The 26748-nt window shown below is 39.7% G+C and carries 25 protein-coding genes; 19 read left to right on the plus strand and 6 right to left on the minus strand.

Going from position 1 to position 26748, the window contains the following annotated elements; genetic code table 11:
• Window positions 1-119: 119 nt before the first annotated feature.
• From JKG61_RS19935 to JKG61_RS19990, 12 genes are all read left to right on the plus strand, one after another.
• The gene (locus tag JKG61_RS19935) at window positions 120-494 is read left to right on the plus strand and encodes a hypothetical protein (RefSeq protein ID WP_202104771.1); all 375 of its coding nucleotides are present in this window, start codon (window positions 120-122) and stop codon (window positions 492-494) included.
• Window positions 469-1032 (plus strand): RNA polymerase sigma factor, encoded by a 564-nt coding sequence (locus JKG61_RS19940; RefSeq protein ID WP_202104772.1) that lies wholly within the window; start codon window positions 469-471, stop codon window positions 1030-1032. The genes JKG61_RS19935 and JKG61_RS19940 overlap by 26 nt, the downstream gene beginning before the upstream one ends.
• Before the next feature lie 20 nt (window positions 1033-1052).
• A complete protein-coding gene (locus JKG61_RS19945; RefSeq protein ID WP_202104773.1) occupies window positions 1053-1271 on the plus strand; it encodes a hypothetical protein in 219 nt (72 codons plus the stop codon).
• Between the two features lie 226 nt (window positions 1272-1497).
• Window positions 1498-2568 (plus strand): alpha/beta hydrolase family protein, encoded by a 1071-nt coding sequence (locus JKG61_RS19950; RefSeq protein WP_202104774.1) that lies wholly within the window; start codon window positions 1498-1500, stop codon window positions 2566-2568.
• 43 nt (window positions 2569-2611) lie between these two features.
• Window positions 2612-3208 (plus strand): RNA polymerase sigma factor, encoded by a 597-nt coding sequence (locus JKG61_RS19955; RefSeq protein WP_202104775.1) that lies wholly within the window; start codon window positions 2612-2614, stop codon window positions 3206-3208.
• 24 nt (window positions 3209-3232) lie between these two features.
• Window positions 3233-4348 (plus strand): FecR family protein, encoded by a 1116-nt coding sequence (locus JKG61_RS19960; RefSeq protein WP_202104776.1) that lies wholly within the window; start codon window positions 3233-3235, stop codon window positions 4346-4348.
• 57 nt (window positions 4349-4405) lie between these two features.
• The gene (locus JKG61_RS19965) at window positions 4406-7789 is read left to right on the plus strand and encodes a SusC/RagA family TonB-linked outer membrane protein (RefSeq protein WP_202104777.1); all 3384 of its coding nucleotides are present in this window, start codon (window positions 4406-4408) and stop codon (window positions 7787-7789) included.
• Window positions 7790-7801: 12 nt separating this feature from the next.
• The gene (locus JKG61_RS19970) at window positions 7802-9211 is read left to right on the plus strand and encodes a RagB/SusD family nutrient uptake outer membrane protein (RefSeq protein ID WP_202104778.1); all 1410 of its coding nucleotides are present in this window, start codon (window positions 7802-7804) and stop codon (window positions 9209-9211) included.
• Between the two features lie 4 nt (window positions 9212-9215).
• Window positions 9216-9689 (plus strand): hypothetical protein, encoded by a 474-nt coding sequence (locus JKG61_RS19975; RefSeq protein WP_202104779.1) that lies wholly within the window; start codon window positions 9216-9218, stop codon window positions 9687-9689.
• A gap of 142 nt (window positions 9690-9831) precedes the next feature.
• Window positions 9832-11424: a Type 1 glutamine amidotransferase-like domain-containing protein gene (locus tag JKG61_RS19980; protein WP_202104780.1), complete on the plus strand. Its 1593-nt coding sequence runs from the start codon at window positions 9832-9834 to the stop codon at window positions 11422-11424.
• A 12-nt stretch (window positions 11425-11436) separates the two neighbouring features.
• Window positions 11437-13515, plus strand: coding sequence for a S9 family peptidase (locus tag JKG61_RS19985; RefSeq protein WP_202104781.1), 2079 nt, complete (start codon window positions 11437-11439; stop codon window positions 13513-13515).
• A gap of 1 nt (window position 13516) precedes the next feature.
• Entirely contained in the window at window positions 13517-14842 is a 1326-nt protein-coding gene (locus JKG61_RS19990; protein ID WP_202104782.1) for a D-alanyl-D-alanine carboxypeptidase, read from the plus strand.
• A 59-nt stretch (window positions 14843-14901) separates the two neighbouring features.
• On the opposite strand, the gene JKG61_RS19995 is transcribed toward JKG61_RS19990, so the two are convergent.
• Window positions 14902-16179, minus strand: a complete 1278-nt coding sequence (locus JKG61_RS19995) for an ATP-binding protein (protein ID WP_202104783.1) — start codon at window positions 16177-16179, stop codon at window positions 14902-14904.
• A gap of 205 nt (window positions 16180-16384) precedes the next feature.
• On the opposite strand from JKG61_RS19995, the gene JKG61_RS20000 reads away from it, so the two are divergent.
• Complete coding sequence (locus tag JKG61_RS20000) at window positions 16385-17107, plus strand: hypothetical protein (RefSeq protein WP_202104784.1); 723 nt, start codon at window positions 16385-16387, stop codon at window positions 17105-17107.
• Between the two features lie 269 nt (window positions 17108-17376).
• On the opposite strand, the gene JKG61_RS20005 is transcribed toward JKG61_RS20000, so the two are convergent.
• Window positions 17377-18576: a hypothetical protein gene (locus JKG61_RS20005; protein ID WP_202104785.1), complete on the minus strand. Its 1200-nt coding sequence runs from the start codon at window positions 18574-18576 to the stop codon at window positions 17377-17379.
• Between the two features lie 153 nt (window positions 18577-18729).
• Window positions 18730-19479 (minus strand): hypothetical protein, encoded by a 750-nt coding sequence (locus JKG61_RS20010; protein WP_202104786.1) that lies wholly within the window; start codon window positions 19477-19479, stop codon window positions 18730-18732.
• Between the two features lie 461 nt (window positions 19480-19940).
• Between JKG61_RS20010 and JKG61_RS20015 the strand changes: the two genes are divergently transcribed.
• Window positions 19941-20627 carry a tetratricopeptide repeat protein gene (locus tag JKG61_RS20015; protein WP_202104787.1) on the plus strand — a complete coding sequence of 229 codons (687 nt, stop codon included), beginning with the start codon at window positions 19941-19943 and terminating at the stop codon, window positions 20625-20627.
• A 110-nt stretch (window positions 20628-20737) separates the two neighbouring features.
• Here JKG61_RS20015 and JKG61_RS20020 read toward each other — a convergent pair whose 3' ends face one another.
• Complete coding sequence (locus JKG61_RS20020; protein WP_202104788.1) at window positions 20738-20920, minus strand: hypothetical protein; 183 nt, start codon at window positions 20918-20920, stop codon at window positions 20738-20740.
• Between the two features lie 177 nt (window positions 20921-21097).
• On the opposite strand from JKG61_RS20020, the gene JKG61_RS20025 reads away from it, so the two are divergent.
• Window positions 21098-21979 (plus strand): DUF6624 domain-containing protein, encoded by an 882-nt coding sequence (locus tag JKG61_RS20025; RefSeq protein ID WP_202104789.1) that lies wholly within the window; start codon window positions 21098-21100, stop codon window positions 21977-21979.
• A 474-nt stretch (window positions 21980-22453) separates the two neighbouring features.
• Here JKG61_RS20025 and JKG61_RS20030 read toward each other — a convergent pair whose 3' ends face one another.
• Complete coding sequence (locus JKG61_RS20030) at window positions 22454-22948, minus strand: hypothetical protein (RefSeq protein ID WP_202104790.1); 495 nt, start codon at window positions 22946-22948, stop codon at window positions 22454-22456.
• Window positions 22949-23504: 556 nt separating this feature from the next.
• Window positions 23505-23876, minus strand: coding sequence for a hypothetical protein (locus JKG61_RS20035; protein WP_202104791.1), 372 nt, complete (start codon window positions 23874-23876; stop codon window positions 23505-23507).
• A gap of 167 nt (window positions 23877-24043) precedes the next feature.
• Between JKG61_RS20035 and JKG61_RS20040 the strand changes: the two genes are divergently transcribed.
• The 4 genes from JKG61_RS20040 (at window position 24044) to JKG61_RS20055 (ending at window position 26725) form a co-directional block, all read left to right on the plus strand.
• Complete coding sequence (locus JKG61_RS20040) at window positions 24044-24904, plus strand: virulence RhuM family protein (RefSeq protein WP_202104792.1); 861 nt, start codon at window positions 24044-24046, stop codon at window positions 24902-24904.
• 368 nt (window positions 24905-25272) lie between these two features.
• Window positions 25273-25653, plus strand: coding sequence for a nuclear transport factor 2 family protein (locus tag JKG61_RS20045; protein WP_202104793.1), 381 nt, complete (start codon window positions 25273-25275; stop codon window positions 25651-25653).
• A 36-nt stretch (window positions 25654-25689) separates the two neighbouring features.
• Window positions 25690-26151, plus strand: coding sequence for a hypothetical protein (locus tag JKG61_RS20050; protein ID WP_202104794.1), 462 nt, complete (start codon window positions 25690-25692; stop codon window positions 26149-26151).
• A gap of 10 nt (window positions 26152-26161) precedes the next feature.
• On the plus strand, window positions 26162-26725 hold the full coding sequence (locus JKG61_RS20055; protein WP_202104795.1) for a YdeI/OmpD-associated family protein: 564 nt from the start codon (window positions 26162-26164) through the stop codon (window positions 26723-26725).
• Window positions 26726-26748 lie beyond the last annotated feature (23 nt).

The following is a 26748-nucleotide window of genomic DNA, read 5'->3' on the forward strand; positions in this document are numbered from 1 at the left end:
TGGGGGATGTCGGGTATCTTACTTACAAAAAGTTTTTTTTCTTAAAATATTTTTGATACTTGATTGTCTACATAGATAGCATGCGATTTAAATAATGAATGTATAATTTTAAAAATACTATGAAATTAAAAAAAATAAAATTCGCCTTATTGGCTATAGCTTGTATGGCCGCTTTAAGTGGTGTCATTATGATATTATGGAATTTGCTCATTCCGGAAATTTTTGGGCTCACTACGCTTAATTTTTGGCAGGCACTGGGTCTGTTTGCTTTAACCCGCCTTCTTTTTGGTCGATTTGGCGGAGGCCGGGGGAAGGGATGCCGACCGGGATTCGGATCAATGAAAAGAGGAGCTATGGCAGAAAAATGGGCTAAAATGACAGCAGAAGAGCGAAAAGAGTTTATTTGTAAGCGGCGTAAATTTGGTTTCGGAGACCCTTTTGGAGCGGATCATTTTGATACAGCACAGGATGACGGAGCCAGGAAAGAAGATTAATGTAGAGCTGCTCGTTCGGGAGCAACAGCCTAAATTGCGCTCTTTTATCCGTAAGCACGTTTCCAGTGCAGAGGATGCAGAAGATATTCTTCAGGATGTGTTTTATCAGCTAGTAAAAACTATTGATGCCAACCTAAGTCCTATAGAGCAAGTCTCGGCATGGCTCTTTCGTGTAGCACGCAATATGATTATCAATAAAGGCAAAAAGAAACGGGAGGTTGAGATGCCTTTTTCGGAAGAGGACGAGGGGCAGGTGCTTGAAGAATTTTCCAATATTCTATTCGGAGAGCCTAGTCCTACCCCCGAGATGGTCTATTTCCGTTCTATGGTCTGGAAGGAATTAGAAAGGGGACTTTCCGAATTACCAACAGAACAGCGGGAAGCTTTTGAGCTTACGGAGATAGAGGGGATGCCCGTAAAAGAAGTCGCTATAAGTTTGAATATTCCGCTTAATACGTTGCTGTCCCGAAAACACTATGCCGTTAAGCAGCTGAGAAAGAAACTTTATGGGCTTTATAAAGATATTATGTTTTATTAATCTAGAAATACGAAATCATTATGGTTTATATATTTGCCACCTCGGTACAGGATGACCGGGATATTCAGAAACTGACACCCTATCTGGAGGAAAAGCTTCCCGACGCAAGATGGAACTTTGATCTGGAAGACTGTGATAATATATTTCGTGTAGATAGCCCAACATCGGAGGCGGATACGATCGTGAAAATTTTGTTAGACGTGGGCTATCATTGCGAAGAGTTACCTTACTCACTTTAGTTAGTTTACGAAAGAATAGAATCGTCAATAGGAGTTATTCTTGTTGAACAAAGGAATATTTGGATAACAGATATTCCTTTGTTTGTTTAATCATAGCTTTGATCTGGGTTAGAATCCTAGTCTTTGGGATTAAATGAAAAACTTTAATTTTTTGTTACCCTAACGCAACTTGAGTTCGTCATAAAAGAAAGTACTAATTATTAACCATTTCATGATGAATACAATAATGAGAAAAAAAATTGTAGCACTATTCATTTCGATGTTTTCTCTTTACACTGTTTTTGGGCAAGAAACAGACTTGTCTGCAGAGGTAAAGTTGTTAAATGAACGGATTTCAAGTTTATCTTACTCGTTCGACCAGTTGTCCAAACGAATAGAAGACAACGGCTGGTATAACAAGTTAAGTGGATTAGCCTACGTAGATAAGGTACGCATCACTGGCCCTGCAGCACCTTCGAAAAGTAAAACAGCTAAGGGTGCAGGAAACCCGCTTATTTTCTGGTCTTATGTATTTATTCCAAAAGAATTTAATCCCGCTAAGAGCTATCCATTGATCGTGCTGGTGCATGGTGGCGTACATGGTAACTTTGGGCTGAATAATGATCATATTGTAAAAGAGTTTTTGGCGCAGGGATACATCGTAGCGGCACCGGAGTATAGGGGGAGTACGGGGTATGGAAAGAGGTTTCAGCAACAGATAGACTATGGTGGCCTGGAGATAGACGATACCAAAGCCTGTAGGGATTATATGATAGAAAATTATAGTTTTATTGACAAAAAGAGGGTCGGTGTAGTAGGCTGGAGTCATGGCGGATTTCATGCATTGCACAATATATTTAACTATCCGGAGAGTTATACAGTAGCCTATGCCGGGGTACCTGTCAGTGATCTTATTATGCGCTTGGGCTATCAGGACAATAGCTATAGGAGATTGTTCTCGGCCGACTATCATATCGGCAAAGAAGTTGCACAGGATGTGAAAGAATATCGTCGTAGATCTCCGGCATTCCAGGCCCATAAGCTCCAGACTCCTTTATTAATACATGCCAACACCAATGATGACGATGTCCTTATAGAAGAGGTAGAGCATCTGATAGCAGCGCTGAAAGCCAACAATAAGAAGTTTGAGTATGAGATTTATGATGCCGTACCAGGAGGTCATCATTTTGATCGTATAGATAGTTATAAAGCTAAAGAAGTGCGTTTAAAGGTTTATCAATATCTACAAAAGTACTTAAAACCCAATAAGCCTTTTACCTCGCTGTCGGAATTGATGACTGCTAGTTATATGCCGTAGGAAATCGATAACGTTTATTTATATTTGGAAGGATACCTAAGTTATGAATATAAAATCCTTGGTTGAAAAGCTAAAAAAAGGAGATCATCAGTCTTATATGAAGATCTATGACTGCTATTTTAAGCCTATACATCAGTTTATTTTACGTTACGTTCATGCCGACTCTGTAGCAGAAGATCTCACACAGGATGTTTTTGTTAAAGTATGGGAGAAGCGGGACTATTTAGATAAAGTAGATAATTTCAATGCTTATATCTACCGTATAGCAAAAAATCATACCCTGGATTATTTAAAAAAGGTATCTCGTCTAGAGTTTATGCCGGATGAAATCCTAAAGGAGTTTAGGTTCTGTAGTGACGAGGTCGAACTATTTGTTACCAACCAGGAGTATTTCCATTTTTTAGATGCTTATATGGCGAATCTGCCAATCAAATCACAGCAGATTTTTATGCTGTGTAGAGAATTTGATAAGAGTTATGACGAAGTAGCAGCTGAACTATCTATATCAAAAAGTACGGTCAAGCATCATATGGTGGCCACCATGCGTAAGCTGTCTAAAGAAATCAAACAGAAATTCAAAATTGATCGATTCCATTCGTCACATATTATACATTTTTTTAAAATGTTTTTACCCTTCTAATTGGCATTATCGTCTTATTTATAAATGAAGATAGAAGACACATATTACAGAAAGTTAGTAGATGGATATCTTAATAAAACGCTGACAAAAAGAGAATTGACCATATTCTTTGATCTTTTGTCTAAGGGGGAGTTGGATTTTTATCTCGAAGAAGACATGATCAGTAATTTTCCGCAAGAGCCCAAGCGGGAAAGAAAGTTAAAGGTATCTAGAACGACGTGGTTTGCGGCGGCGGCTGTTCTCGTCATGTTAATCGGATTGTCTAGTCCACTATGGTTTTCGAAAGAAACCGTGGAGGAGCCTTATGTCATGCCGAAAAGTTCAATCAAAGCTGGGGGAAACCATGCTGTTCTGACACTTTCGGACGGGCGTGAGGTTGTTTTGGGAGGAGATAGTAATGCCGACATTATACAGGACAATCAGGTTAATATAGCCAATTCGGTAGCAGGTGTGTTGAAATACGATTTCAGCAGCTTATCCTTGGATAAAGGGGATCCGGATAAAGCGCAGGAAAAGACAAACTGTATAAAAACGCCGAATGGCGGTACCTATCAGATCATTCTATCCGATGGTACCAAAGTATGGCTCAACTCCCGTTCGTCGATTAATTTCCCTTTGATATTTGACAAAAATGAAAGAGTAGTGGATATCGAAGGAGAGGTCTTCTTTGAGGTGGCCAAGAACGAACGCAAACCGTTTATAGTGCGGACAAAGTCACAAGAGATAAAAGTGATCGGAACTTCCTTCAATGTCAATGCTTATAGTGATGAACCATTTGTCCGGACGACACTGGTTACGGGCAAGATTAAGCTGAAGGCCTCGGATCAACTCTTCTATCTGGAGCCAGGAGATGAACTTATTAACTATGGTGAGCATAGCAGATTGCAAACGGGAGATATAGAACAGGTACTGGCATGGAAAGAAGGGTATTTCAAGTTTGATAAAGTAGATCTAAAAACCTTAATGAGGGAAATAAGCCGTTGGTATAATGTTTCTGTAAATATAGATGCACAACTGAAAAACGACCGGTTCGTTGGTAAGATAAAGCGTTCAGAAGACCTGGATAAAATGATATATATTCTAAAAGAGGGCGGATTGAACATTCGTTTAGTAGACCGTACTATTATTGTGCGGGATTGATTGACTGGCATTTTAGTCGGTATTTGATGACATAGTTATAAACCTAATTTACTTTTTATGATTCCAAAGTTTAACTTAAGGCAGATTCTTCTGTCTTCACGACGGAAGAACACGATCTATAAACGCTTGATTGCTATCGCGCTTATAAGTCTGTCTCTATCCCCGTTGTATGCCTCTATTATAGGATTTACATTTAAAAAAAAGAATGTCACTATTGAAGCTGTGTTGAAAGAGCTTGAAAAACAGACTTCTTATAATCTGTTCTATAAGTTTGAAGAGGTACGTATGTTAAAAAAAGTGGATGTTAATTTTGTTAACGCCTCACTTAAAGAAGTCTTAGATCAATTGATCAGCAATAATGGGCTAACGTACTCTATAACAGATAATACTATTATTATAAAAACTACCGCATTGAGCAATCCTCCGGTGAAAAATAGCGACAATGTGCTACAGACAGGGACTATCAAAGGAAAAATCAGTGACAGGGCTACACAGGCACCGCTTTCAGGTGCGACATTAAAAGTGAATAACAAAAGCCTACAATCTAATAATAACGGCGAATTTGTACTGAATAATGTCAAACTAGGCGATAGAGTAGAGATCTCCTTTACAGGATATATTGCAAAATCGATTACGCTGTCTGCTTTTAACGACCTTGATGTAGCGTTGGAGCTGGACTATAGCAGTCTGGATGAGGTTGTTGTAACGGGATATACCGTTCAAAAGAAAAGAGAGCTTACCGGGGCGATATCATCCTTAAAAGCATCGGATGTCTCCGGTTCTTTGGCTGTGAGTCTAGACGGTGCTATGCAAGGACGTATGTCGGGTGTGAATGTGCAGTCAAGGGTAGGGGTGCCCGGAGCAGCGATAAAGGTGGAGGTAAGGGGCCCCGGATCTATTTCTGCAGGTACAGAACCTTTGTATATAGTAGACGGGCTAATCGTGAATAATAATAATGTGAGTAATACGGTGTCTACCAATCCATTGGCCAATATTAACCCTGAGGATATTCTAACGATTGAGGTGCTGAAAGACGCAGCCGCAGCATCGGTGTATGGTGCACAGGCTGGTAATGGGGTTGTATTGATTACTACGAAGAAGGGAAAGGAAGGAAGAGCAACGATAGATGTAGGGTACCGTGGGGGCAATGTAAAGCCGATTAATTTGCTGCCATTGATGAACTCACAGCAATATTTGAATGCACGCTATGAAGCATTGAAAAATAAAAACCCCAACCAGACCGATGAACAGATCTGGAAGACAGTCTTAACACAATCGCGATTGGATGTCAATATGAACGCCAGTGACATTGCCAGGTTAGAGACTTACGATTGGCAGAAGGCAGCTTATACCGGAGGAGGGACTAATAAGTTCGACTTAGCGGTGTCCGGAGGTACGAGCTCCAGCAACTATCGTTTGTCGGGAAGCTGGGAAGATACGGAAGGTAGTATTGTTGGATCGGACTTTTCGAGGGGAACGGTTAATATGAACTACAATAATCAACTGTCCAAAAAGGTAAGCGTACAGACGAATGTTAACCTTTCGGCTATTGACCAACACGGTCCATTGGGAGCGATGGGGACTACAACGCAGTTTTCTTCGCCAAGTTATGCAAATCCGATGATTCTTCCGTTCCTTCCGATTTATAATGAAGACGGAAGTTATAATTTCTCTTTAGCAGGTTTTCCGGGGACTTTTACCCGTAATACGTTACACTCTACAGCGCTGAACGAATCCCGCGAGAAGAATAACAGTTTATTTGGCAATCTGCAGATCAACTATAAGATTTTAGATAATCTTACCTATAAAGGAATGGCAGGTATTGATTACCGAGATATCTCGGCGAGGCAATACTACGATCCAAGAAGTATAGATGGAAATGCTAGGGGAGGAATTCTGATACAGTACACGGACAAACCGATTACATTCACGACGACACACACCTTGCAGTATGCACCCAAGCTGACAGACGGACATTCGCTTAATAACTTATTGGGGACAGAGTACCGTAGTTTTTCTAATCAGGGAGGCAACGTGCGGGGGGAAGGGTTTCCTAACCATCTATTTACGGAATTAGCTTCGGCTGCGGTCATTGTATCAGGTACATCACAGTGGACCGGTGTAAAGCGAATGGGCAGTTTCTTCCAGAGTAATTATAACTATGCCGATAAATATTTTGCATCAGGTATAATCCGTTACGACGGTTCATCGAGATTCGGAGCTAATTCCAAATTTGGTTTTTTCCCAGCTATTTCATTAGGATGGGACATGGCGCAGGAAGACTTTATAAAGAATCAGGCCGTGAACCAGTTAAAGTTGAGGTTAGGCTATGGGCAGACAGGGAATGACCAGATCGGTAATTTTGCCTCACGTTCACTTTATGGCGGTGGGATTACCTATAATGGTTCGGCAGGAATTCAATCCAATACTTTGGGTAATAGTGAGCTGAGATGGGAGAAAAATGTAACGACAAACCTAGGTTTGGACTATGCTTTTTTCAATAGTAGAATATACGGTTCTATCGAAGCATATCATAGGCTCAGCAAGGATTTGTTTCTTGACAAACCTGTGGTGTGGGCTGGAGGTTATAGTCAGATTACGCAAAATCTAGGAGAGGTGATTAATCAAGGACTAGAGTTTGAAGTTGGAGCGGTAGTGTGGAATAGAAATAATTTCAAATGGACATCCAATTTTAATATTTCGTTTCAGCGCAATGAGGTCACCAAGCTTTACGATGATGTTACCTTGCTGCCGGGGGACAATTCCGTAATGGTTGGACAATCATTGCGTACATTTCTTTTACCGCAATATGCAGGTGTCAGCAGCGCCACAGGACGAGCCGTATGGTATGACAAAGAAGGCAATTACTCCTACAATCCGGGCACCATGGAGCTGGATTCCTATGCACCTCATGGATTGCCCAATGAGTTACCCGATTTTTACGGCGGCTTTAACAATTTGTTCGAATATAAAGGACTCTCCGTAGGGATATTCTTTCAGTACGATTATGGTAGGGTACTGTATGATAATTTTGCTAGAAACCTATCGAGAAAAGGAGATTCTCAAATTAATGGTATGGCTTGGTATTATGATAACAGGTGGCTATCCGAAGGGCAGGTTACAAGTGTCCCGAGACCAATAGATGGCGCTGCAGAAACCAACAATGCGAGAGGAGATCTTGCTTCAACACGCTACCTACAGGATGGATCGTACATCCGGTTGAAAAACATCAACCTCGGTTATCAGTTACCGAAAACAATAATCAGCAAAGTAGGATTGAAGCAAGCTCGCGTGTTTATGCAGGGCAATAATCTGTATACCTGGACAAAGTTTGCAGGTTATGATCCAGAGTTTTATGTTGTAGGCTCCAATACCTCTTCCAATGTCGGTGTTGTCCCTACAGCCAAGTCGTATTATTTCGGAGTTCAATTAAGTTTTTAAAGAAAGATAATTATGAAACGAAAATTTCTAGTTTCCATTATATGTTTAGGTTTATTCTCTTCGTGTGAAAAACTGTTGGAGATTAATCCTAAACAGTCTATTGATTCTTCAATAGCTCTTACTTCTACAGAAGGGATCTCAGCTGCATTGACCTCTGTATATGCGCGTCTACAGCATTACACGCTTTACGGCAGGGATTACCTTGCGCTAGCGGAGGCATTATCGGACAATATGATTCATACCGATAACTCGTCACATCTGCGGCCCGAGGCGACGAATACCCGTAACGCGCACTTATCAGGCTGGCAGATGGGATATTATGCTATTAATCAGGCAAACCTGATTATCGATGCCTTGAACAATGGCACCTACGAAAGCTCATGGAAGGCAAATACGTTGGGACAGGCATATTTCTTAAGAGCATTATGCTACCATGATCTTATGCGTACTTATGCTTACGATCCTACTGCCATAGTAGATGCTTACAATTATGGAGGGGTGCCCTTGATGTTGGTCGGTGTAGATGATGTAGGTAAGATCGCGGCATTGGAAAGACCGACTCTGGAAAAAGTATATGATCAGATCTATGCAGATCTGGATCTGGCACATACCAACCTTACGAGCTCCAACTCCAGCTCAGTTCATTTGGCCACCAAAGCTGCGGTCAGTGCTTTATATGCTAGAGTAGCCTTGTATAAAGGGGATTATGGAAAGACGGTTGAAATGGCAACCCAGGCGCTAGGGGAGACGAATGCAGTGTTTTCAAACCAGGCCAATTTTCTAGCAGACTGGCGTAAAGAGGTGCATCCCGAATCTATATTCGAGCTGAAATTCAATATTTCTGAAAATATTGGCAGCGACCGGTCACTGCGGTCCACGTACACGAGTAGAGCGACTTATGACGCTACATCCTTTTCAATTCAGGCTGTATTGGCGGTAGATCCTACCTTTTATACGAGTTATAGCAATGATGACGTACGTCGTGGACTGATAAGATCAGGAGTGGGTAAAAATGAAAGGTTTTTAGAAAATTATAAGTTTATATCCAAAAGTGGAACATTAGGGCTCGATAATGTTCCGATCCTCCGTCTTTCAGAATTATACCTAAATCGCGCCGAAGCACTAGCCCGTCAAAGTACGCCTGATGCCAATGCTGCGATGCAGGACCTCAATAAAATAAGAAATAGAGCCGGACTCCCGTCAGTGACCCTCACTGGAGAGAGTCTGATCAATGAGATTATGCTGCAACGTCGTTTAGAGCTAGCTTTTGAGGGACATCGCTGGTTTGATCTGAAAAGAACAGGAAAGGATATCGTCAAAGTCAGCGGAAATATTGCTTTTACAGATTATCGTATCCTAGCTCCGATTCCTATCCGTGAAACGATAGCCGACCCCAGACTGAAACAAAACTTTAACTATTAATATCATGCCTACTTCAATTATAAAACTAAGTATACTTTTGATAAGTATATTCTTTATCTCGTCATGTCAGGAAGACTACAACGAGCGTTATTTGATAAAAGAGAATAGTATAGAGCTGGAAGATGCGATTACGACCACACTGGTTCCGGGAAAACCATATGGTATAATCAAGCGAAAAATTGGTGCTACTGCGTCAGTTACTTTACAGGTGAATATGTTTGGCGTTCAGCATAATCAGGATCAGTCTTTTTCATTCCGTGTGGTCGAGAATGAAAGTACTGCGATAATAGGTAAGGATTACCTGTTGCCCAACGGCAATACATTTATCATACCTAAAAACAGCAACAAAGGCGTTATTCAGATCGACGGTGTGCCGTCAGGCGTAGGAAAATCCTTACTTGTATTGGAAATAATCGGCAATGAGCAGATCAAAGTTGCTCAGAACTATAAGCTGATCGCTATAGAATGTCAATATTAATTAGAAGTTTCAAACAGAAAGTGTTTTGGATGTTGTCTGATAGTTTGTATCTTGTTGCTTCCCAGTTAAAACCTACTAAAATAGTTTTGACGCTAGATCTTATAAGCCTTAAAAAAAAACACGTTATTGACTCAATGAGCATATGATGTATAGATATATATTGTTGTTAATCAGTGTAGTATTATTCACCGCACCGGCTGTCGCTCAGGTAGACGATGTACATAGTCATTGGACCGGTAGCTGGCAGACTATTGGTCCGCCAACAGGAACATTAATGATTATAGGAGGGGCTGCTTCTTCTGCTAATTATGATTATTTTATGCAGCTTGTGGGTGATCCTGCGGCTCCGATAGTATTTATTCCTACTGCCGGAGATATATTTGACGAGACTAATACCGCTTATCAGGGGCTGGTAAAGGCCGGCGCAACGAATATCACCATATTGCATACAAAGCAACGGGATGTGGCTGACAGCGAGTCTTTTGTTGCTCCCTTAAGAAGTGCCAGAGCGGTTTTCATAGGAGGCGGATTCCAAAAGCGTTTGGCCGAGGCCTATCTTAATACATTGACCCATCAGTTGATGTTCGGGATCTTAGCCAAAGGCGGCGTGATTGCAGGCAGTTCTGCGGGCGCGTCTATACAAGGTTCGTATCTCTATGGCGGAGGACCCGAACAGAAAATAGGTTTTGGTTTTATGAAGCAATCTATTATCGGTCAGCATTATATTCGTCGGAATCGTATGGGGAGTATTGCTAAGATCTTGAACAAGGAAGTCGATTTATTGGGCTTTGGTATAGATGAAGCAACTGCGGCGATCATTAAGGGCGATGTACTAGAGGTCGTAGGAGAAGGAAAGATAGCGATGTACAATCCGTTGCGGCCTGGATATACAACGGATAGTCCGCAGGAGTATTTGTTTTCTGGAGACCGGTACGACGTCCATACAAGGGAGATTATACATCGTTCCGACTTATTGTCCACGTCTGTATGGACAGAGGAGCAACGGGTAGAGCTGATAGCGAGAGTCAATAGCGGACCTGGCAGAGATTCTTTCGCTGGAAAGGTGATGATTTATGGCAGCCATAAACTGACTGATCAGGATCTCCGATTTTTTCTTGAAAAGCTCAATAAGCCAGCCGCTAAGATTGTCGTTTTATCTACAGGGAATGATACCATGCGTACAGAAGGGCTGACTTTGGTCAGGCGGCTACATCAGTTAGGCGGGCAGCATGCGGTACTTTTACATACAATAAACAGCAGTAAAGCAAACACGGACGATATTACTGCACTATTGAAGGGTGCTGATGCGGTCTGGATAGGTGACACACGGAGCTGGCAGCTAGCCGATACTTATTTGTATACATCGGTGCATAGAGAGATGTTAGATATCGTACAACGGGGCGGAGTTATTGCAGGCAACGGGGCTGGTGCCGCCATGCTGTCGACCCGATTATTTAGTGAGCCCGAGAAATACGGCTGGCACCACGGATTTGGTTTTGTCCGTGACGCTATGATCGTCAACCCTCATGCGGATCAAAAGTCGTTGGCACAGATGAAGACTGTTTTAAAACAGAATAAAAGGCTGAATGCTATTGTTTTGAATGAAGATTCTAAACTATTGGTAGAGGCAGGCCGTCTTCGTTTATTAGAAGGGAAACCTATATTTTTATATAATTCTGCAACCAATAAAACAAAGATAACAGCAGGCAAGGAAATTTTATTGAACGGACTATAATCCACCTAACTTATGAAAACAAGACTATATTTATCAATTTTACTATTTGGAATGATGGTCGTTTCTGCTTTTCCGCAGAATCAGGAATTAGCAAGACTATTGGCTACGCCCTATATCGGTAAAGTGGTAGGAGCCACCAATGCCAATGTAGTAGCCTTCACGGTAAATGAAAGAGGACATCGGAATATTTACATCGCGGAGGGGGCAGGTTATAGGGTTAGAAAGCTAACCGATTTTGATAGCGATGATGCGCAGGAAATCAGCAGTCTGTCGATTAGCAGCGATGGTAAGTGGATCGTATTTGTCCGGGGCGGGGATCACGGCGCTAATAGTGCTGCAGTAGCGACCAACTCGGCATCTTTTGTCGATCCTACTAAAATTGAGGTTTTTAGTCTTTCTGTTGGTGACCGAAGTTTATATAAGATAGGTCTGGGAGATTTTCCGATCCTTCATCCGGATGGGACTTCCGTTTCTTACTTTCGTTCGGGGCAGATATGGACAGCTTCTTTAGATGGGGAGAAGGCGGGCAAGCCCTTATTTAATATGAAAGGGGCGGCTGGTAATATGAAATGGTCGCCGGATGGAACAAAATTGGCCTTTATGTCCCGCCGCGGTGACTATAGTTTTATAGGGATATACAGCAAGTCTAATCCTAGAATACAATGGATAGGACCCTCCTTCCATTCTGATAGTTCTCCGCAGTGGTCTCCTGATGGACGTCACATTGCATTTGTGCGTCGGGATGCAACCGGTGGAGCCTTAGATTCGTTAACCTCGTTTACCTATGAAGGCTGGTCGGTTATGTTAGCATCTGTAGATGATGGCATAGCGCATGAAATCTACCGTGCCCCCTTAAACAAAGAAGCAACTTTTCCACGCATTTCAGGACAGGTCAATTTGAGCTGGGTACATCAGCGGTATCTTACTTTTATGTCTTACGAAAGCGGATGGCCACACTTGTATCGTCTAGAAATAGGCTCAAAAGAAGTAAAGCAGCTTACCAAAGGAGCCTTTACTGTTGATAATCTAAACTACAGTAGCGATGGCAAAGAAATTGTCTTTGCTGCGAATACGGGCAAGGACAAGTATGATTTTGAGAGATCACATATAGGAAGAGTAGATGTAGAGTCAGGGCAATTCAAGATCTTGACCGAAGGAGAGGAGATTGAGACAGCTCCTTTCTATTTTAACCAAGGGCAGTCGATCGGCTTTTCATCAAGTTCTTTTAATAGACCGGTACATCCGAAAGTGTACCATCTGAAAGACAGGCAATCAGAATTGATTGGTAAAGAGATTTTTGACACACAGGGGGACAGTTTTGTAAAACCGGAACAGGTCTTTATTACGTCCGAAGACGGCGTCCGTTTTAGCGCGCAGTATTTTAAACCCCGGCACAAAAATAAGGATCTTCCCGCTTTAGTTTATATTCACGGTGGTCCCCGTAGGCAGATGTATCTCGGCTGGCACCATATTGATTACTATTTTTATGATTACATCGTCAATCAGTATCTAGTTGAGCAGGGATATGCCGTATTATCTATCAATTACCGAATGGGTACCGGTTATGGTTTTGACTTTCAGCACCCACGGTCTGCAGGCAATCTGGGCGCTTCCGAATATTTGGATGTATTGGCGGCAGGGAAATGGCTGAAACAACAGTCGGATATCAATCCTTCCAAAGTAGGACTATTTGGAGGCTCCTACGGCGGCTATCTGACGGCAATGGGCCTCGCTAAAAATTCTGATATATTTAAAGCCGGAGTAGATATACACGGGGTGCATAATAGAGAGCGTAAACAGAATCCTTCTCAATATGCGCCGGATTTTGAATTAGCAACACAGCTCAACTGGGAATCCTCTCCATCAAAGTGGGTAGACACCTGGCGTTCGCCGGTTCTGATCATACATGGTGATGACGACCAGAATGTCGCTTTTTCCCAGAGTATAGATTTATACAATAGACTCAAAAAACAAAATGTAGAGGTAGAGGTGTTGGTACTTCCCGATGAAAACCACCATTGGCAGTTATTTGAAAACCTGGTGAAGGCAAAAGAAGCCACAGTAGATTTTCTAAACCGTAAACTGAAATAATATGCGCAATTCTGTTTCTTATCTTATCGTTATGCTCTGTTTCTTTATATTGCAGAGCTGTGCTGTCAAAAAACATACCGACCAGCGATATACCATTGGCCACGATTCCCTGCTGAATACCGCCAGTTATGGATTAAAAATAGTCGATCTGGACAAAGGTACAACGCTTCATAGTTTAAATTCCGATCGTTTTTTTATACCGGCAAGCAATACGAAATTATTGACGATGTACGCCGGATTGCGGACATTTGGTGACAGCATCCCCGGTTGGAGTATTGCCGAAGACAATAACCACATCTATCTCGAACCCAATGGCGACCCCACGTTTTTGAACGATGAATTTCCAGAACAGCGTATTTTTGAAATTCTTAAAAATACCCACAAAACCTTGCGTGTTGTCATGCCCGGGAATACCGCTTTTGGACGGTTTGGCTCAGGATGGTCCTGGGGAACCTGGCAAGAGACCTATTCACCAGAGCGTAGTGTGATGCCTGTCTACAACAACATGGTCAGATTTTATAAGGAAGGTAATACCTTTAAAGCTATTCCTTCTTTTTTTAATAACCTGATTGAACCACCTACCGAGGACGCTCTGCGTGCCGCACACAGTATAGTATTGCGTGCAGAGACCAGCAATCATTATAAGGTACAAAAGAATAGTGATCGAAATAGCTGGATCAGGCCGTTTACCGGCCTTAATAACGACACGTTGGCCTATATGCTGCTAAGCGATACCTTGCGGCGGGCCAATGCCGGTATCAGTATGTCTATTGTCCGGAATAAGCCAGACCACTTGATATTTTCTCCTGTGCATACCGTGGCGACAGACACACTGTTTGCTAAGCTGATGAAGCGTAGCGATAACTTTTTTGCGGAGCAGATGATGCTTATGGCCGGAAAGATAAGGTATGGTTCGTTTGCTGACTTCGGAACCATTAGAAAGCTCCGTGGGGATCTATTTGATGGCATCCTCGATCAGGGAAAGTGGGTGGATGGCAGCGGATTGAGCAGAGGCAACCTGATATCTCCCGATGAGTTTGTAAAACTACTGACAGTAATATATAAGAGTAACGATTTTGAGCGTGTCAAAAGGATTTTACCCTCAGGCAATGAAGGCACCCTCCGTGGATTATATAAAGGATACGAGTCCCATATCTGGGCCAAAACCGGAACATTGGCCGACCATCTCGGACTGAGTGGCTATCTTAAAACGAAGAAGGGAAATAATTTAGCCTTCTCTTTTCTGATCAATAACTACCGCGGCAGCGCTAACGATTATCGCAAAAAGATAGAGGAAATATTAATCTGGATTATAGAGCATGATTAGCATACGTTGTATAGATTCGTAAGAATGCTTCTCCCGTATCAAGGTTTACATTTGAACAGTTAGGATGACAATGACAGTAACTTAGCGATTCTTTCCCGTTCCTTATCCAGTAGTGGGATAGCCTGCTCTATAATAGGCAATATTTCCGCTTTGCGGTCAGTCTGTAACAGCAGATCCAGGAATCCCAGATACGTCCTGATCAGGTCTGCCTTTATACCTACAAAGGCACGTGGGTCAGCAATATAAAGCTCCTGAATCAGTTGCAGCAGCGTAGCCTTACGCTGCCTATCCACATCCGACGAGCTGTATCGAGGCAACAGGTTTTTATAAATGAGTTCCTCTAGCTTAATACCCACCGCTTGTTCACGCACATACTTCTTCTGCTTACGATCCAGCATATCCCGGAGCTCCGTCAATAGCTTGCGGTACACCACCAGATGCTCCTTTTCACTGAATAGATTCCCCTCGGAGGACAATGTCATATCAGATTGCTCAAAGCCATTAAAAAAAGTAGACTCCACATACACCGAATGGTGAAAATCAATCGCATTATTGTTAAAACTACTTAGTAGCTTCGCCACTTCCAGTTTATTACTATCCATAAAATAATAATAGTAGCGGTCACCAATAGGGTATTTCCAACGGATATAGTTGACCCTAAATACAAATGAATTCTCCTCAGGGCTGTATATAGTCAAAGCAGTTTCGTCCGTTTCCTCAATCAGCTGTTGATAGGAGATGGGCTTATCATTTATCTCGATTTTATAGCCCATATCTTTGTTAAGGTGTAGGAACCATCCAAACTCTTGCGCCATAAAATCCAAAAACTCATCTGCGTCAAGGGCTACAGCATTCAGGCCGAATACCCCCTCCAGCACCACAGTAGTACCCGTATGATCAGCATTCGACGGTTGCAGTTCTGTGCTATCGTAAGTTTCTTTAGATTCCCGGTCGATGACCAGCTTATACTCCATCAGCTCCTGGCCAATAGCCACGACCGTATTCCAGGTAGCACGTGTAGCGAATAGCGAAAAAGAAAACCGGCCTTTACCCTTTTTACCCCGCATGTACGATGTCCTTTTAGGCTGTCCCTTTTTTAGTGAATCCAAAAAGTTGCCAAAAGAATAGTCCAGCGTATCAGGCGCTATACCCTCACCGTTATCGGTAATATAAATACGTTCAATATAGCCCAGCTGATTACTCCTTATATCGATAGATACCGTAGTAGCCTTGGCATCAAATCCATTCCATACATATTCAGCAATGACCTGCTTTGCATCTTTTGGTAGACCTGCAGACTCTATACTCGCATTTGTTATCCTGGTGCTATTCTTCATGATTGTAAGCCTTTCATCAAATCTAATCAAAATATCTTTTACCACGTTGTTTTATGCTAAAAAAAATAGCATTTCAAATTCACTATACGGATGTAGATGTTCGCTATCAGCCCTGTGTTTTTACACAATATTATTTGATTCACTATTAGATATCATGTATCTTGTTGTATACTTCAGTATAGAAGGCTGGTAGAGAATTGTATATATGAGATCATTTTTTATAATATCTGTAGTTTTAGTTTCATTTATTTGGGTTTCGTGTTTCGAAGGGCGCGACGCAAATCAAAATAAACTATCTGATTATACCCGGAAAGTAGAGTTTTTTAGCGATTCAATTTCGAGCCGTTATCTAAAAACGGAACAAACCGATTCAACTACAACGATTTTTGTCTATAACGAAGGCGATAGCTCTTTCACCCGTAAGATTGTTGAACGTGACAATCCCGATAATAAGCAAGAAGGATTAGCCGTTCTAAATAATACCACAGCAATTGATTCGAATACATTCTATAGCTCGATTTATCCGGCTATTGAATCTAAAGTTTTCTCTTTACCCAGAGATCGGAAGATTTTAGACCAGACTTGGCGTAGGGATCGTTCAAAAAAATTGGTCATACATATAGATAGAATAAAAATTGATTCTAAAAGTTTTACTGAGTATAATAGAGTTTTTGTAGGATTAAAAATTAAAGTAAATAAAAAAGGTAGAATAGTAGATGTAGCATATTATTCTAAGGACCAACAATCCGATCATGTACTCATTCCAATTGTATCAGATGATTTATTGGCAGAAATCATAAATGAGTTGAAAACTATGTCGATTCCCCCGTATTCATTATTAGGCATAGCGGTCGATGTCGAGACGCCCATAACTGTGAAAATTATACATTCAGTTACTGTCCCATCAAAGTCTGATGTTGTCGGTTAAAATTTCTGAAATTACATATCACTGTACCAGCGACAATGATCGGAAGCTACTAGCTTGTTGTTTTGGGAATTTATGATCACCGAGACTATCAATCCAGTAACGGTAGCGCGAGTAGGGGAGTTAGGGTATCCTATTGTATTATAGTGTTATAATTGTTATATTTATGTATTCATAATTTAATATATTCCGCGCCTGCGGTTATAATTGGTTTGGTATAGCCCTCGCGTCCGCGAGGGCTATTTTTGAATGTTTGAGTTTGTGACGAGACATTAATACTCGAATGTCACATATTCTACACTTTCTAATTTTCCATTATCCCATATTTTTTTATCAATTCGGGTAGGAGCACCTTCTTTTCCATAAATGTATTGAAAGCTATAAATTAGATCTTCTGTAGTATCTTCGTAGGTTTCAAACCTTTTGTCGCCACGTGCCCCCAAATCAAGACTCCTGTTATATATTCTTACAGGATTGTTCTGGTTGCACGATAAGAACAGCTGAGTGGGGAGAAAATAATCTGCAGCATGTATTAATTTTGATAGCCCTGTTACTCCATTGAATGGAGCTGGATTATCATCGTATTCTATGATAGTAGCGAGTAATGCATAATTCGTATTGCTGATGGATACCACATGTACTAAGTTACCTTTTTTAAATTTCATGCGTAGTCTGTGGCCCCCTGGATAATGCGCAATGACTACATCATCTTCTTCGTAGGTAAATGATATTGGAGGATCTCCAATCATAACTGACTCGGCAGATTTATGCTGTGTCATACGTTTTTCATCATTACCCTGAGCCGAGGCATATACAAAGATATCTTTACCCATATTACCATCGATTTCCGTAATCATATCACCGGTATATTTATATTTAAAGAGCGGAAAACGATTTCCATCAATATTAAACCCTATACTTTGCAGCTTACCCCCTGTATACACAACCTCATAGTTTGTCTTAGTCGGATTGTTCGAATCCCAAAAAGACATTTTCTTTGCTATTGCCTTTTTTGTAGCGCCACCACCGCCGCTTTGCCCAGAATTTAACCATCCTCCCGAAAAATTAAAATCTTTTTTTAGGTATAATTTGTTTCCTTGATTGGTTAAGACCATGGTTTCGGGTTGAAGGTCTGCTATTGAGAAACGCATAGGCTCACCCGTCTTGTCGTTGACTATATTTATACCGGTATCATCTACATCAAAAGAGAATTTAAAATCTTGCTGAGCGTTTGTTAAAATACCTGCTGCGCTGAACAGTTGCCCCGTACCATCACTATTTAGTAATAGGCTGAGGTCATTTTCGGATATCGTGATGTCGATACCATCCCGGATTAAACGACCAATGTCCCACTTACCTATGGCCTCATCAAACTTACTTTTGACATATTCTTTAATTTTCTTGCAGCTAGACATTTGCATGGAAGAGCCTATTAGCGTAAATATCAGGAAGTAATAGCTTATTTTTTTCATAATCAAAGCTATATTAGGCTATGCTTTTAAGCAATACCCTTTTATAGGTATTTTTGTCCAATACATAGAATGACTTGATTTAGGGCGCATATTCATATCCTGCCTACGAACTACAGGTCAGCTGATTTTGTGAAGTTTTGCGGAACCAATACTTTATTTATTATAGAAATACTCTTTATCATACAGGTCAGAGGTACATGACGTAGGAAAATTATTTGAATTATATTTATATTTTATATGGCCTCCGGACACATGTTCATCATTAATATATTTCATATAACCGTTCACATTTTCTTCTGCATACACATATGGATCTATTCTTAGCAATTTATTCCAGCCTATTATATTTTTGTGAGGGTTTGCTTTTCCTATTTCAAGTGTAATAAAATCTCCCGTACCGTCTAAATCTAACTGCGTTATAGAATTGTCTAAAGCATTGTATTTAATTTCTACTTGTTTCTTTAAGACTTCGCCTTCACGGTATTTAACCGTTTGACTTCCGTCTGTATTGTACTCAACCGTTGCCGTGATTTCGCAGGCAAAGCAAGTTTCAGAATCAGTTTCGTAATTTTCTGCCCACATTCTCAACTTGCCGTCTACGTATATGAAACTTTGACTTTTCACAATTCCGTCCTCATTACTTTCTGCTATTTTGGTAATTTCATTACCCGTGTAAGTATAGTTAAAAACGGTAGTTCCCAAGTCAGAAGTTTCGGTGATTTTTTTGATTTTTGTACCATCATATTCATACAAACTAGAGGTTTTTTTTCCTTCCACATCTGTGGTAATGATTTTTGTAACCAATATGGCGTCAGTGTTGGTGCTGTCATCGTCATCTTTTTCACACGATACCGTCATCGCTCCTATGAGGATTAGAGTTAAAAATAGTTTGATCTGTTTCATTTTTGATTAATTTTTTGAAAGTATAATATTGGCACAAATGTATTCCCAATGGGTTTTTAATGTCAATTTTCTGGGATAGAATGGTGATTTTAGGGGTAGAAAGTTTTTTGAGGTCTTTTCTGATGGAGAAAATCAGCTTATTTTTCCCAATAGTACCAAAACTAGGGTAGACTTCTCTGTTTTTGAAGCCTTATCGTTTGCGCGTATACGGCCTACCAACTACAGGACAGCTGATTTTGTGAGGTTTTGCGGATAAAGATCCTTCACATCAAAAAGAGCCATGTTGAGCATATCCGCTTCTGTAGCATATACATGACCCACTTATTGTTTGGTAATTTCGTCCGGTACGAGATTTTCTTTTATTGCATCGGTATGTATCTGATAATTTAATATTGAAATCCCTATTTAATAAGAAGCAAAAAGTAGTATCTTGTAGAGATTCACTTACTCATTATTGATCTATGCATATCATAAACCGAATAGTCATCCTTTCTCTCTTATTCTTCATGGCATCGTGCGCACAGGAGAAAAAAAATGCCGATGACATTAGAATGTTGCCAAAGTATGGAGGTGTCCAGAAAAGCAAAGAACAGCTGGCTGCCGACCAGGACTTTTTAGATACAATTTTTAGTGACGATAAGTATAGAGATAATAAAAGACTAGCTTCGGACGAATTAATAAAAATCGGTTTTGACTATCTCTATAAGGGAGATGTTAAGACAGCCATGTACCGATTCAATCAGGCCTATTTGATTGATAGTACCAATACAGATATCTATTGGGGATTCGGTGGAGTATATATGACGCAGTCGATGCCGGATAAAGCTAAAGAGCAGTATGAGATAGGACTGCGGGAGAATCCACAGAATACACATCTCCTTACGGATTTAGGGACTTATTATATGATCAAGTTCCAAGAGGGAGAAAACAGGAATACTAAAGAATTAGAGCAGGCACTCAGCTTATTCGAAAAATCCTACGGGTTAGACGATAAGGATCAAAATACACTGATCAAATTATCAATGACTCATCTTTTAAATAGCAATTGTAAAGCAGCATGGAAGTATTATAGCGAATGTCAGGCATTGGGTGGACTTCCGATTACCAAAGAATATAGCGCTCATCTGCAGGCTACCTGTATAGAGTAGGTCCTGTTGGGATAAATTCAGTCCATTATTGGAGCGTCCACTGCCAGAGGAATCATTGTGAATATACGCCTTCAAGCGTTATAGGGACCCACGCTGTGCTTATTTCGGATCTATGAGTTTATGATCGCCGCAGCTATCAACCCAGTAATGGTCGCTAATACGGTAGTGATCTTAATAGCACGTGAATGGGTGGTTGAAAACAAAAGCGCAAATACGCCTGCTATTGGTGATAAGAAAAAAGTAACATCTAATGCTCTTTTATTTCCGTCTTTGTACCTGTCTAGTTTACTCATGTCTAATAACTTTATTGATTGTGAGCCATGGGCGCCGAATAAATATACACATAATTTCTAAGAAGTAAGGAGAAACTGTCATTCAGATGAAGGAGAGCGATCAGAGACTACAAATGCAGTCTATAATTCTAAATAAGTAATTGCGTAACCTAAAAATAATAAATAAATTGTAACTATATGTATCATTATAAACCATTTCTCACGTTACTATGCTGTACAGCTTTATTATTAAGCAGTGTGCCAGCCTACAGTCAAACCAAGCTAGCGTTAGAAAATATCAATGAAAAACTAGAAGAAGTATATACCACCGATCAGCTGACCCGAAGAGAACTAAACGAGGCGCAGAAAAAATACGGATACGGTTCCAAAGAATTTAATGAAAGGCTAAATGCGATGAACGTCCAGGACTCCATCAATCGCGGGATAGCTTTAAATATATTGGATAGATTTGGCTGGCTTGACAAGACCGTCTTATCAGATAAAGCAAACAAAGCTTTTTTCTACACCATCCAGCACGCAGACCTCGAAACTCAAATAAAATATAAGCACTTCATGGAAGAAGCTTTCCGAAGTGGACAGATATCGAATCACGAATATGCTATATTTCAGGATCGTCTAAGCGTTAGATTAGGGAAGAACCAACTGTTTGGCAGCCAGACCGCCTTCGACAACATTGGGAATTCCTACCTATACCCAGTTGATAATATCGATTCCATCCATAGGAGGAGGGCCGAGATCGGTCTCCAGGAACTAGAGCTGCAGCTTAAACAATCAAATATTAAATACGACTTTCCGCAAAGCAATAGCTCAATATATGACATTACGTTGATTGGACATTTTTGGAACACGTCCAATATTGGTGTCGCCAATATTGCTGTATGGCATGGCGAAAACCTTATTGGAAAATCTGATTTAAATGGCTTTCTCTTTAGCAAATACAGTTTTTTCGACAAAGACGAAATAACGCTTACATTCAGGCAATTGGATAAAACTGTCGGTCAGCAACAGATAAAAAAGGGAAAAGACTTTTACGAGCTATATATTCAAATAAAGCAGTAACTCTATTAAATTTATACTAATAGCGGCGATCATCCTTACGTTGACCGCATAGGTTACATCCTCCTATGAGCCTATTTTCGTTCCATAAAACCTTTTTAATCTCAATTCATCTAATGTCTCCTTTTCTGTACTTTACCAGTTTACCCCTTACTTTATCAGGTGAGGTCTGTTTTATTTTGGTTGGTTTCATGTTTTAGCGCTTTAATAGTGTAGCGGACCATTCATCCCAATACACGATAGTACTATCATCTGTAGTTAGCTTTGGTATCTTACCAAAATCTGACTCGTTATTTTGAACCACTATTTTTATAAAAAAAGCTAATGATTAAGTTATTGAGAAAAAATATTCACGACTACCGTTGGTAAGCATTTCTGACCTTCAAAAAAGGACTAGAATACTACACTCTTGCTATGAAGATTCAGTATTTGAATTATTACTGCAATGTTCGTAACTATATAGCTGAAAACAAGTTATTAGTTCAAATTGATATTCACTAATTTTTGGGTTGACATCTCTTTGATTTTCATATATTCCATTTCAATAAATTCATATTCATCAATCGTGATTTCTAAAGTGCTCTGTAATACAAAATTTTTTAGTTTAGTAGTAGGATCAACCGTATAAAATAATAGCGTACCTACCTGTTTGGACTCATATTCGTCTGTTGGAATAAAATCAATATTGTATTTTATTGCTTCATAGGATTTTAACTCTGATAGTTTAATTCCATTATTAATCTGATGGCTGATATTGTCTATAGCCAGCAAGAAAAATTCTTCACCTCTATGATGCCACATGTATGTTTTGAAAAAAGCAAACGACACTATTAATCCAAGTGTTAGAGGAACGAAAGACATGGGGCCAAGATGATCAAAAATATTAAATATGATAATCAAAGAAAAAGTGGCAGCTAAAGAGATTGTCGATAGTAAAGCAAATATAAACTTATATGTTTTCGGATGCACCATTTTAATCACAAACGAGATATGATCTTCATTCTCTTCAAAGTAAATGTCGTTTCGAGTTAGAGGCATTGTATTATTGCTATTTTGTTAGGTCCATATTTAGATTATAAGTTTCTTATCTATTATAAAGCTAAGAAATATAATTATAGTTTTTCCGGGCCAATGTTTTTCTTTTTTGAACTTTGGGTGCTTATGAAGCCGTTACGAAACAGATAACTTGACCCAATTAATAATGTCGTTTTTACTAGCTTAACGTGTAATTATCCTTTAATATTGGGATATTTCTTTAGTAGCTCTTTTCTGATGGATATAACTATTGTTTCTCTGGTTTCGGGGGCGCAACTGGCTCATCTACCTAGTTGAGTTTAATGTTCATCTGATATAAAAATCACTTTTAGTGCAGTCTCGCACGACCGTCCGTCACCACTGGTAGCGATTGTTTTGCGTATTGCTCGGTATCTATTCTTACACAAGCTCACTGTTGATGTATAGATAGAGTTCGTCCTCTTTAATTTTTCAGGATCATCTTTGCCGTATATTTGATCAATATCTCAATAAATTAACTTAAAAAACCCGATAATAAGTCACCATCAAAATCTATTTTATAGATGTTTCCGCTGAAGTCACTAAGGAGAATACCATCGTTGTCCATTTTGAAAACCTCTGCATTATCTATAGATACAAAGATGTCAGCACCACCAAACTCCCATTTTTTATTCCCGTCTCTGTCTAGCTTTGTTATCAGAAGTTCACCATGCACAATGTAGCCGTCATGCAGTTTGAAAATTTGAAAACAAGTGGCCTGGTCAGCTTGGATTTTCCACTTTAAGGTAAGGTATATCGTTTCGTTAAGGACCTCAATAATCAAATCTTTATACGGGTGTTGGTTCATTTGTTGAACACTATCAATCTTTTCATTATCCTTCATCATATTTCCAGAGAAGAACTAAGAGAAATAGCGCTACAGTTTCCCTTACAAGAGTTATTTGTCATTCTTGTGTTTTATGCAATGTTATTTGTTTAGTTGCTCATTTACAGTTATATTAGCGTATAACCGATTAAATAAGCAATAAGCTTTAATACCAATTATGAGGATCCATGGCTAACAATGAAATCATACTTTACCAAGCTGATAATTTACCGGAACGTATCGAAGTAAGGATAGAGGACGAAACGGTTTGGTTATCTCAACAGCAAATGGCAGAATTATTTCAGCAGACAAAACAAAACATCAGTCTGCATATCTCCAACTGCTTTAAAGAAGGTGAATTAGACAAGCAAGCAACTGTCAAGGAATACTTGACAGTTCAGAAAGAAGGAAGCAGAAACGTAAAAAGAAAGATTGAATACTATAATCTCGATATGATCATATCAGTAGGTTACCGTGTTAAATCCCGGCAAGGTACACAATTCCGTATCTGGGCAACCAATGTATTACGAGACTATATGTTAAAGGGCTATGTGCTAAATCAACGGATGAATCGTCTGGAAAATACCGTAGAAGGTTTGGTCAATAAGGTACAGAATATAGATTTTCAAATTAAATCCTCCGAGTTACCCCATCAAGGGTTGTTTTTTGATGGTCAAGTTTATGACGCCTATAAATTTGCGAGTAATGTTATAAGAAAAGCAACATCTTCCATTGTCCTCATTGATAATTATCTAGATGATACCGTACTAACGCTATTGAGCAAAAGGAAGAAGAATGTAAAAGTGCATATTTATACCGCTAGTATCAGCAAGCAATTGCGACTGGATGTAGAAAAGCACAATCAACAATACCCTACTGTTGCGATCCATGAATTCAAGCAGAGCCATGACCGATTTCTTATTATTGACGGGAGCGAGCTTTACCATATCGGCGCATCGTTAAAAGATCTGGGAAAAAAGTGGTTTGCTTTTTCAAGAATGGATAGTTTGGTAGAGGAAGTTTTGGCTAGAGTTAAAATGGTAAAATAGCGCTACGGTTTCCCGTACAGAGGTTATTTGATATTGGTACGGTCTTCCTAATATTGCCTATAACAGTTGCGTCAGCGAAAGCTAATATACAAAATCTAGTACCAATCCGCTTTTATAAAGCACCCACAAACGTAGCATCCAACTGCAAAAATGAAACCTTGGCCGCATAGTTTTTAATTTCAAGTTTCTATCTCGCAAAAAACCAATTATATTGACTTTTTTCTTAAATTTAACTCATAGGAATGTGTTTTGGTTCACCTCACAGCTGAATTTAAGCTTTCAGCCCTAAAGTCCCCGCCTTCAGCAATATTCAAACTGTTAGCGGTAATTGTGACGAACTAACTGTCAAAAACTAAACTTATGACAACATGAACGAAGAAAGACAAAAAATAATTCAGAACTATATTGACGGTTACAATGAATTCGATATAGAAAAAATGATCTGTGATTTTGACGACAATATCATTTTTAAAAATGTTCAGAATGGCAAAGTGAATATGGTATTGAATGGAATAAATGAGTTTAAGCAACAAGCCGAACAAGCGAAATCATTTTTCGATAATAGACGACAACAAATCACTTTCTTAAAACACAACAATGGCACCACGGAAATAGAAGTAGATTATTCTGCGACTTTAGCAATGGATTTTCCAAATGGATTGAAAAAAGGCGATAAATTAGAGCTAAAAGGAAAATCTGTTTTTGTGTTCTTTGGCGACAAGATTATTCAACTAACTGATGAATATTGAGTGCAACTATTCAGTATTAATGTATAAAATATAATTATGAGCTATTTAGTAGATTTTAAAAATGTTAACGAGAAAGGATTAGAAACATCACCATTTGCATCTGCACTTGCTGGTTTGCGAGCCAATGAAGCCCGATATTTTCAAAACAAATACAAAGCAGAATTTGTAACAACTCCAGTTTCAGATAGCAAAGAAACTTTGGATTGGGTTACAAATATTCTCAAGGAAGAACGCAATATTGTCATTGCATCAAAACCATTAGAAACCGCGTCACTACTTGTAGAAGGAATTAAATGGGTGTTTGTTTTTTATGAAAGCGGTCTTTCCATTAATGTACTATATACCTTGGACAGCTCAAAGAAAAGAGCCGTAGGTTTCAAACTTTCCGAAGGTATGGAAGTGCCGGAAGAACTGAACAAATTTAAATTTGCCCAGCAGAAATCAAAATTGGCAGGAACAATAAGAGGTTCATTTTTTGTGATTAAAAAAGAATATTAATAGTATTTCGATGGCAGAAGCGATAATCAAATCTTTTAAATCCCAAGAAGCCTGGCGAAATTGGTTAGATAAAAATCAAGATATGCAGGAAGGCATCTGGCTACAAGTATTCAAAGTTAACTCTGGGATTGAATCCATAAAAATTACAGAAGCTTTGGACGAAGCTCTATGCTTTGGTTGGATTGATGGACAGCGGAAAAGCTATGATGAACACTCGTACCTGCAGAAATACACACCAAGAAGAGCACAGAGCATTTGGTCAAAACGCAATATTGGTATAGTGGAAAAACTCATTGCAGACGGAAAGATGATGCCAAGGGGGTATGTAGAAATTGAAAAGGCTAAAACTGATGGTCGATGGGCAAGAGCTTACGACTCCCATACTACGATGCAGGATGCCGAAGACTTGTTGCAAGAATTAGCAAAGGATAAAGAAGCAGAAACATTTTATCAATCCCTTAGCAAGACCAATAAATTTGCTATCAATTTTAGATTACAAACCGCTAAGAAGCCTGAAACAAGAGCCAAAAGACTGAGGGAAATTTTGACAAACCTTCAACTGAAAAAAATGTGACAGAATGTTAAGCCAGAAGCCTC

The sequence above is a fragment of the Sphingobacterium faecale genome (assembly GCF_016746095.1).
Taxonomy (GTDB): domain Bacteria; phylum Bacteroidota; class Bacteroidia; order Sphingobacteriales; family Sphingobacteriaceae; genus Sphingobacterium; species Sphingobacterium faecale.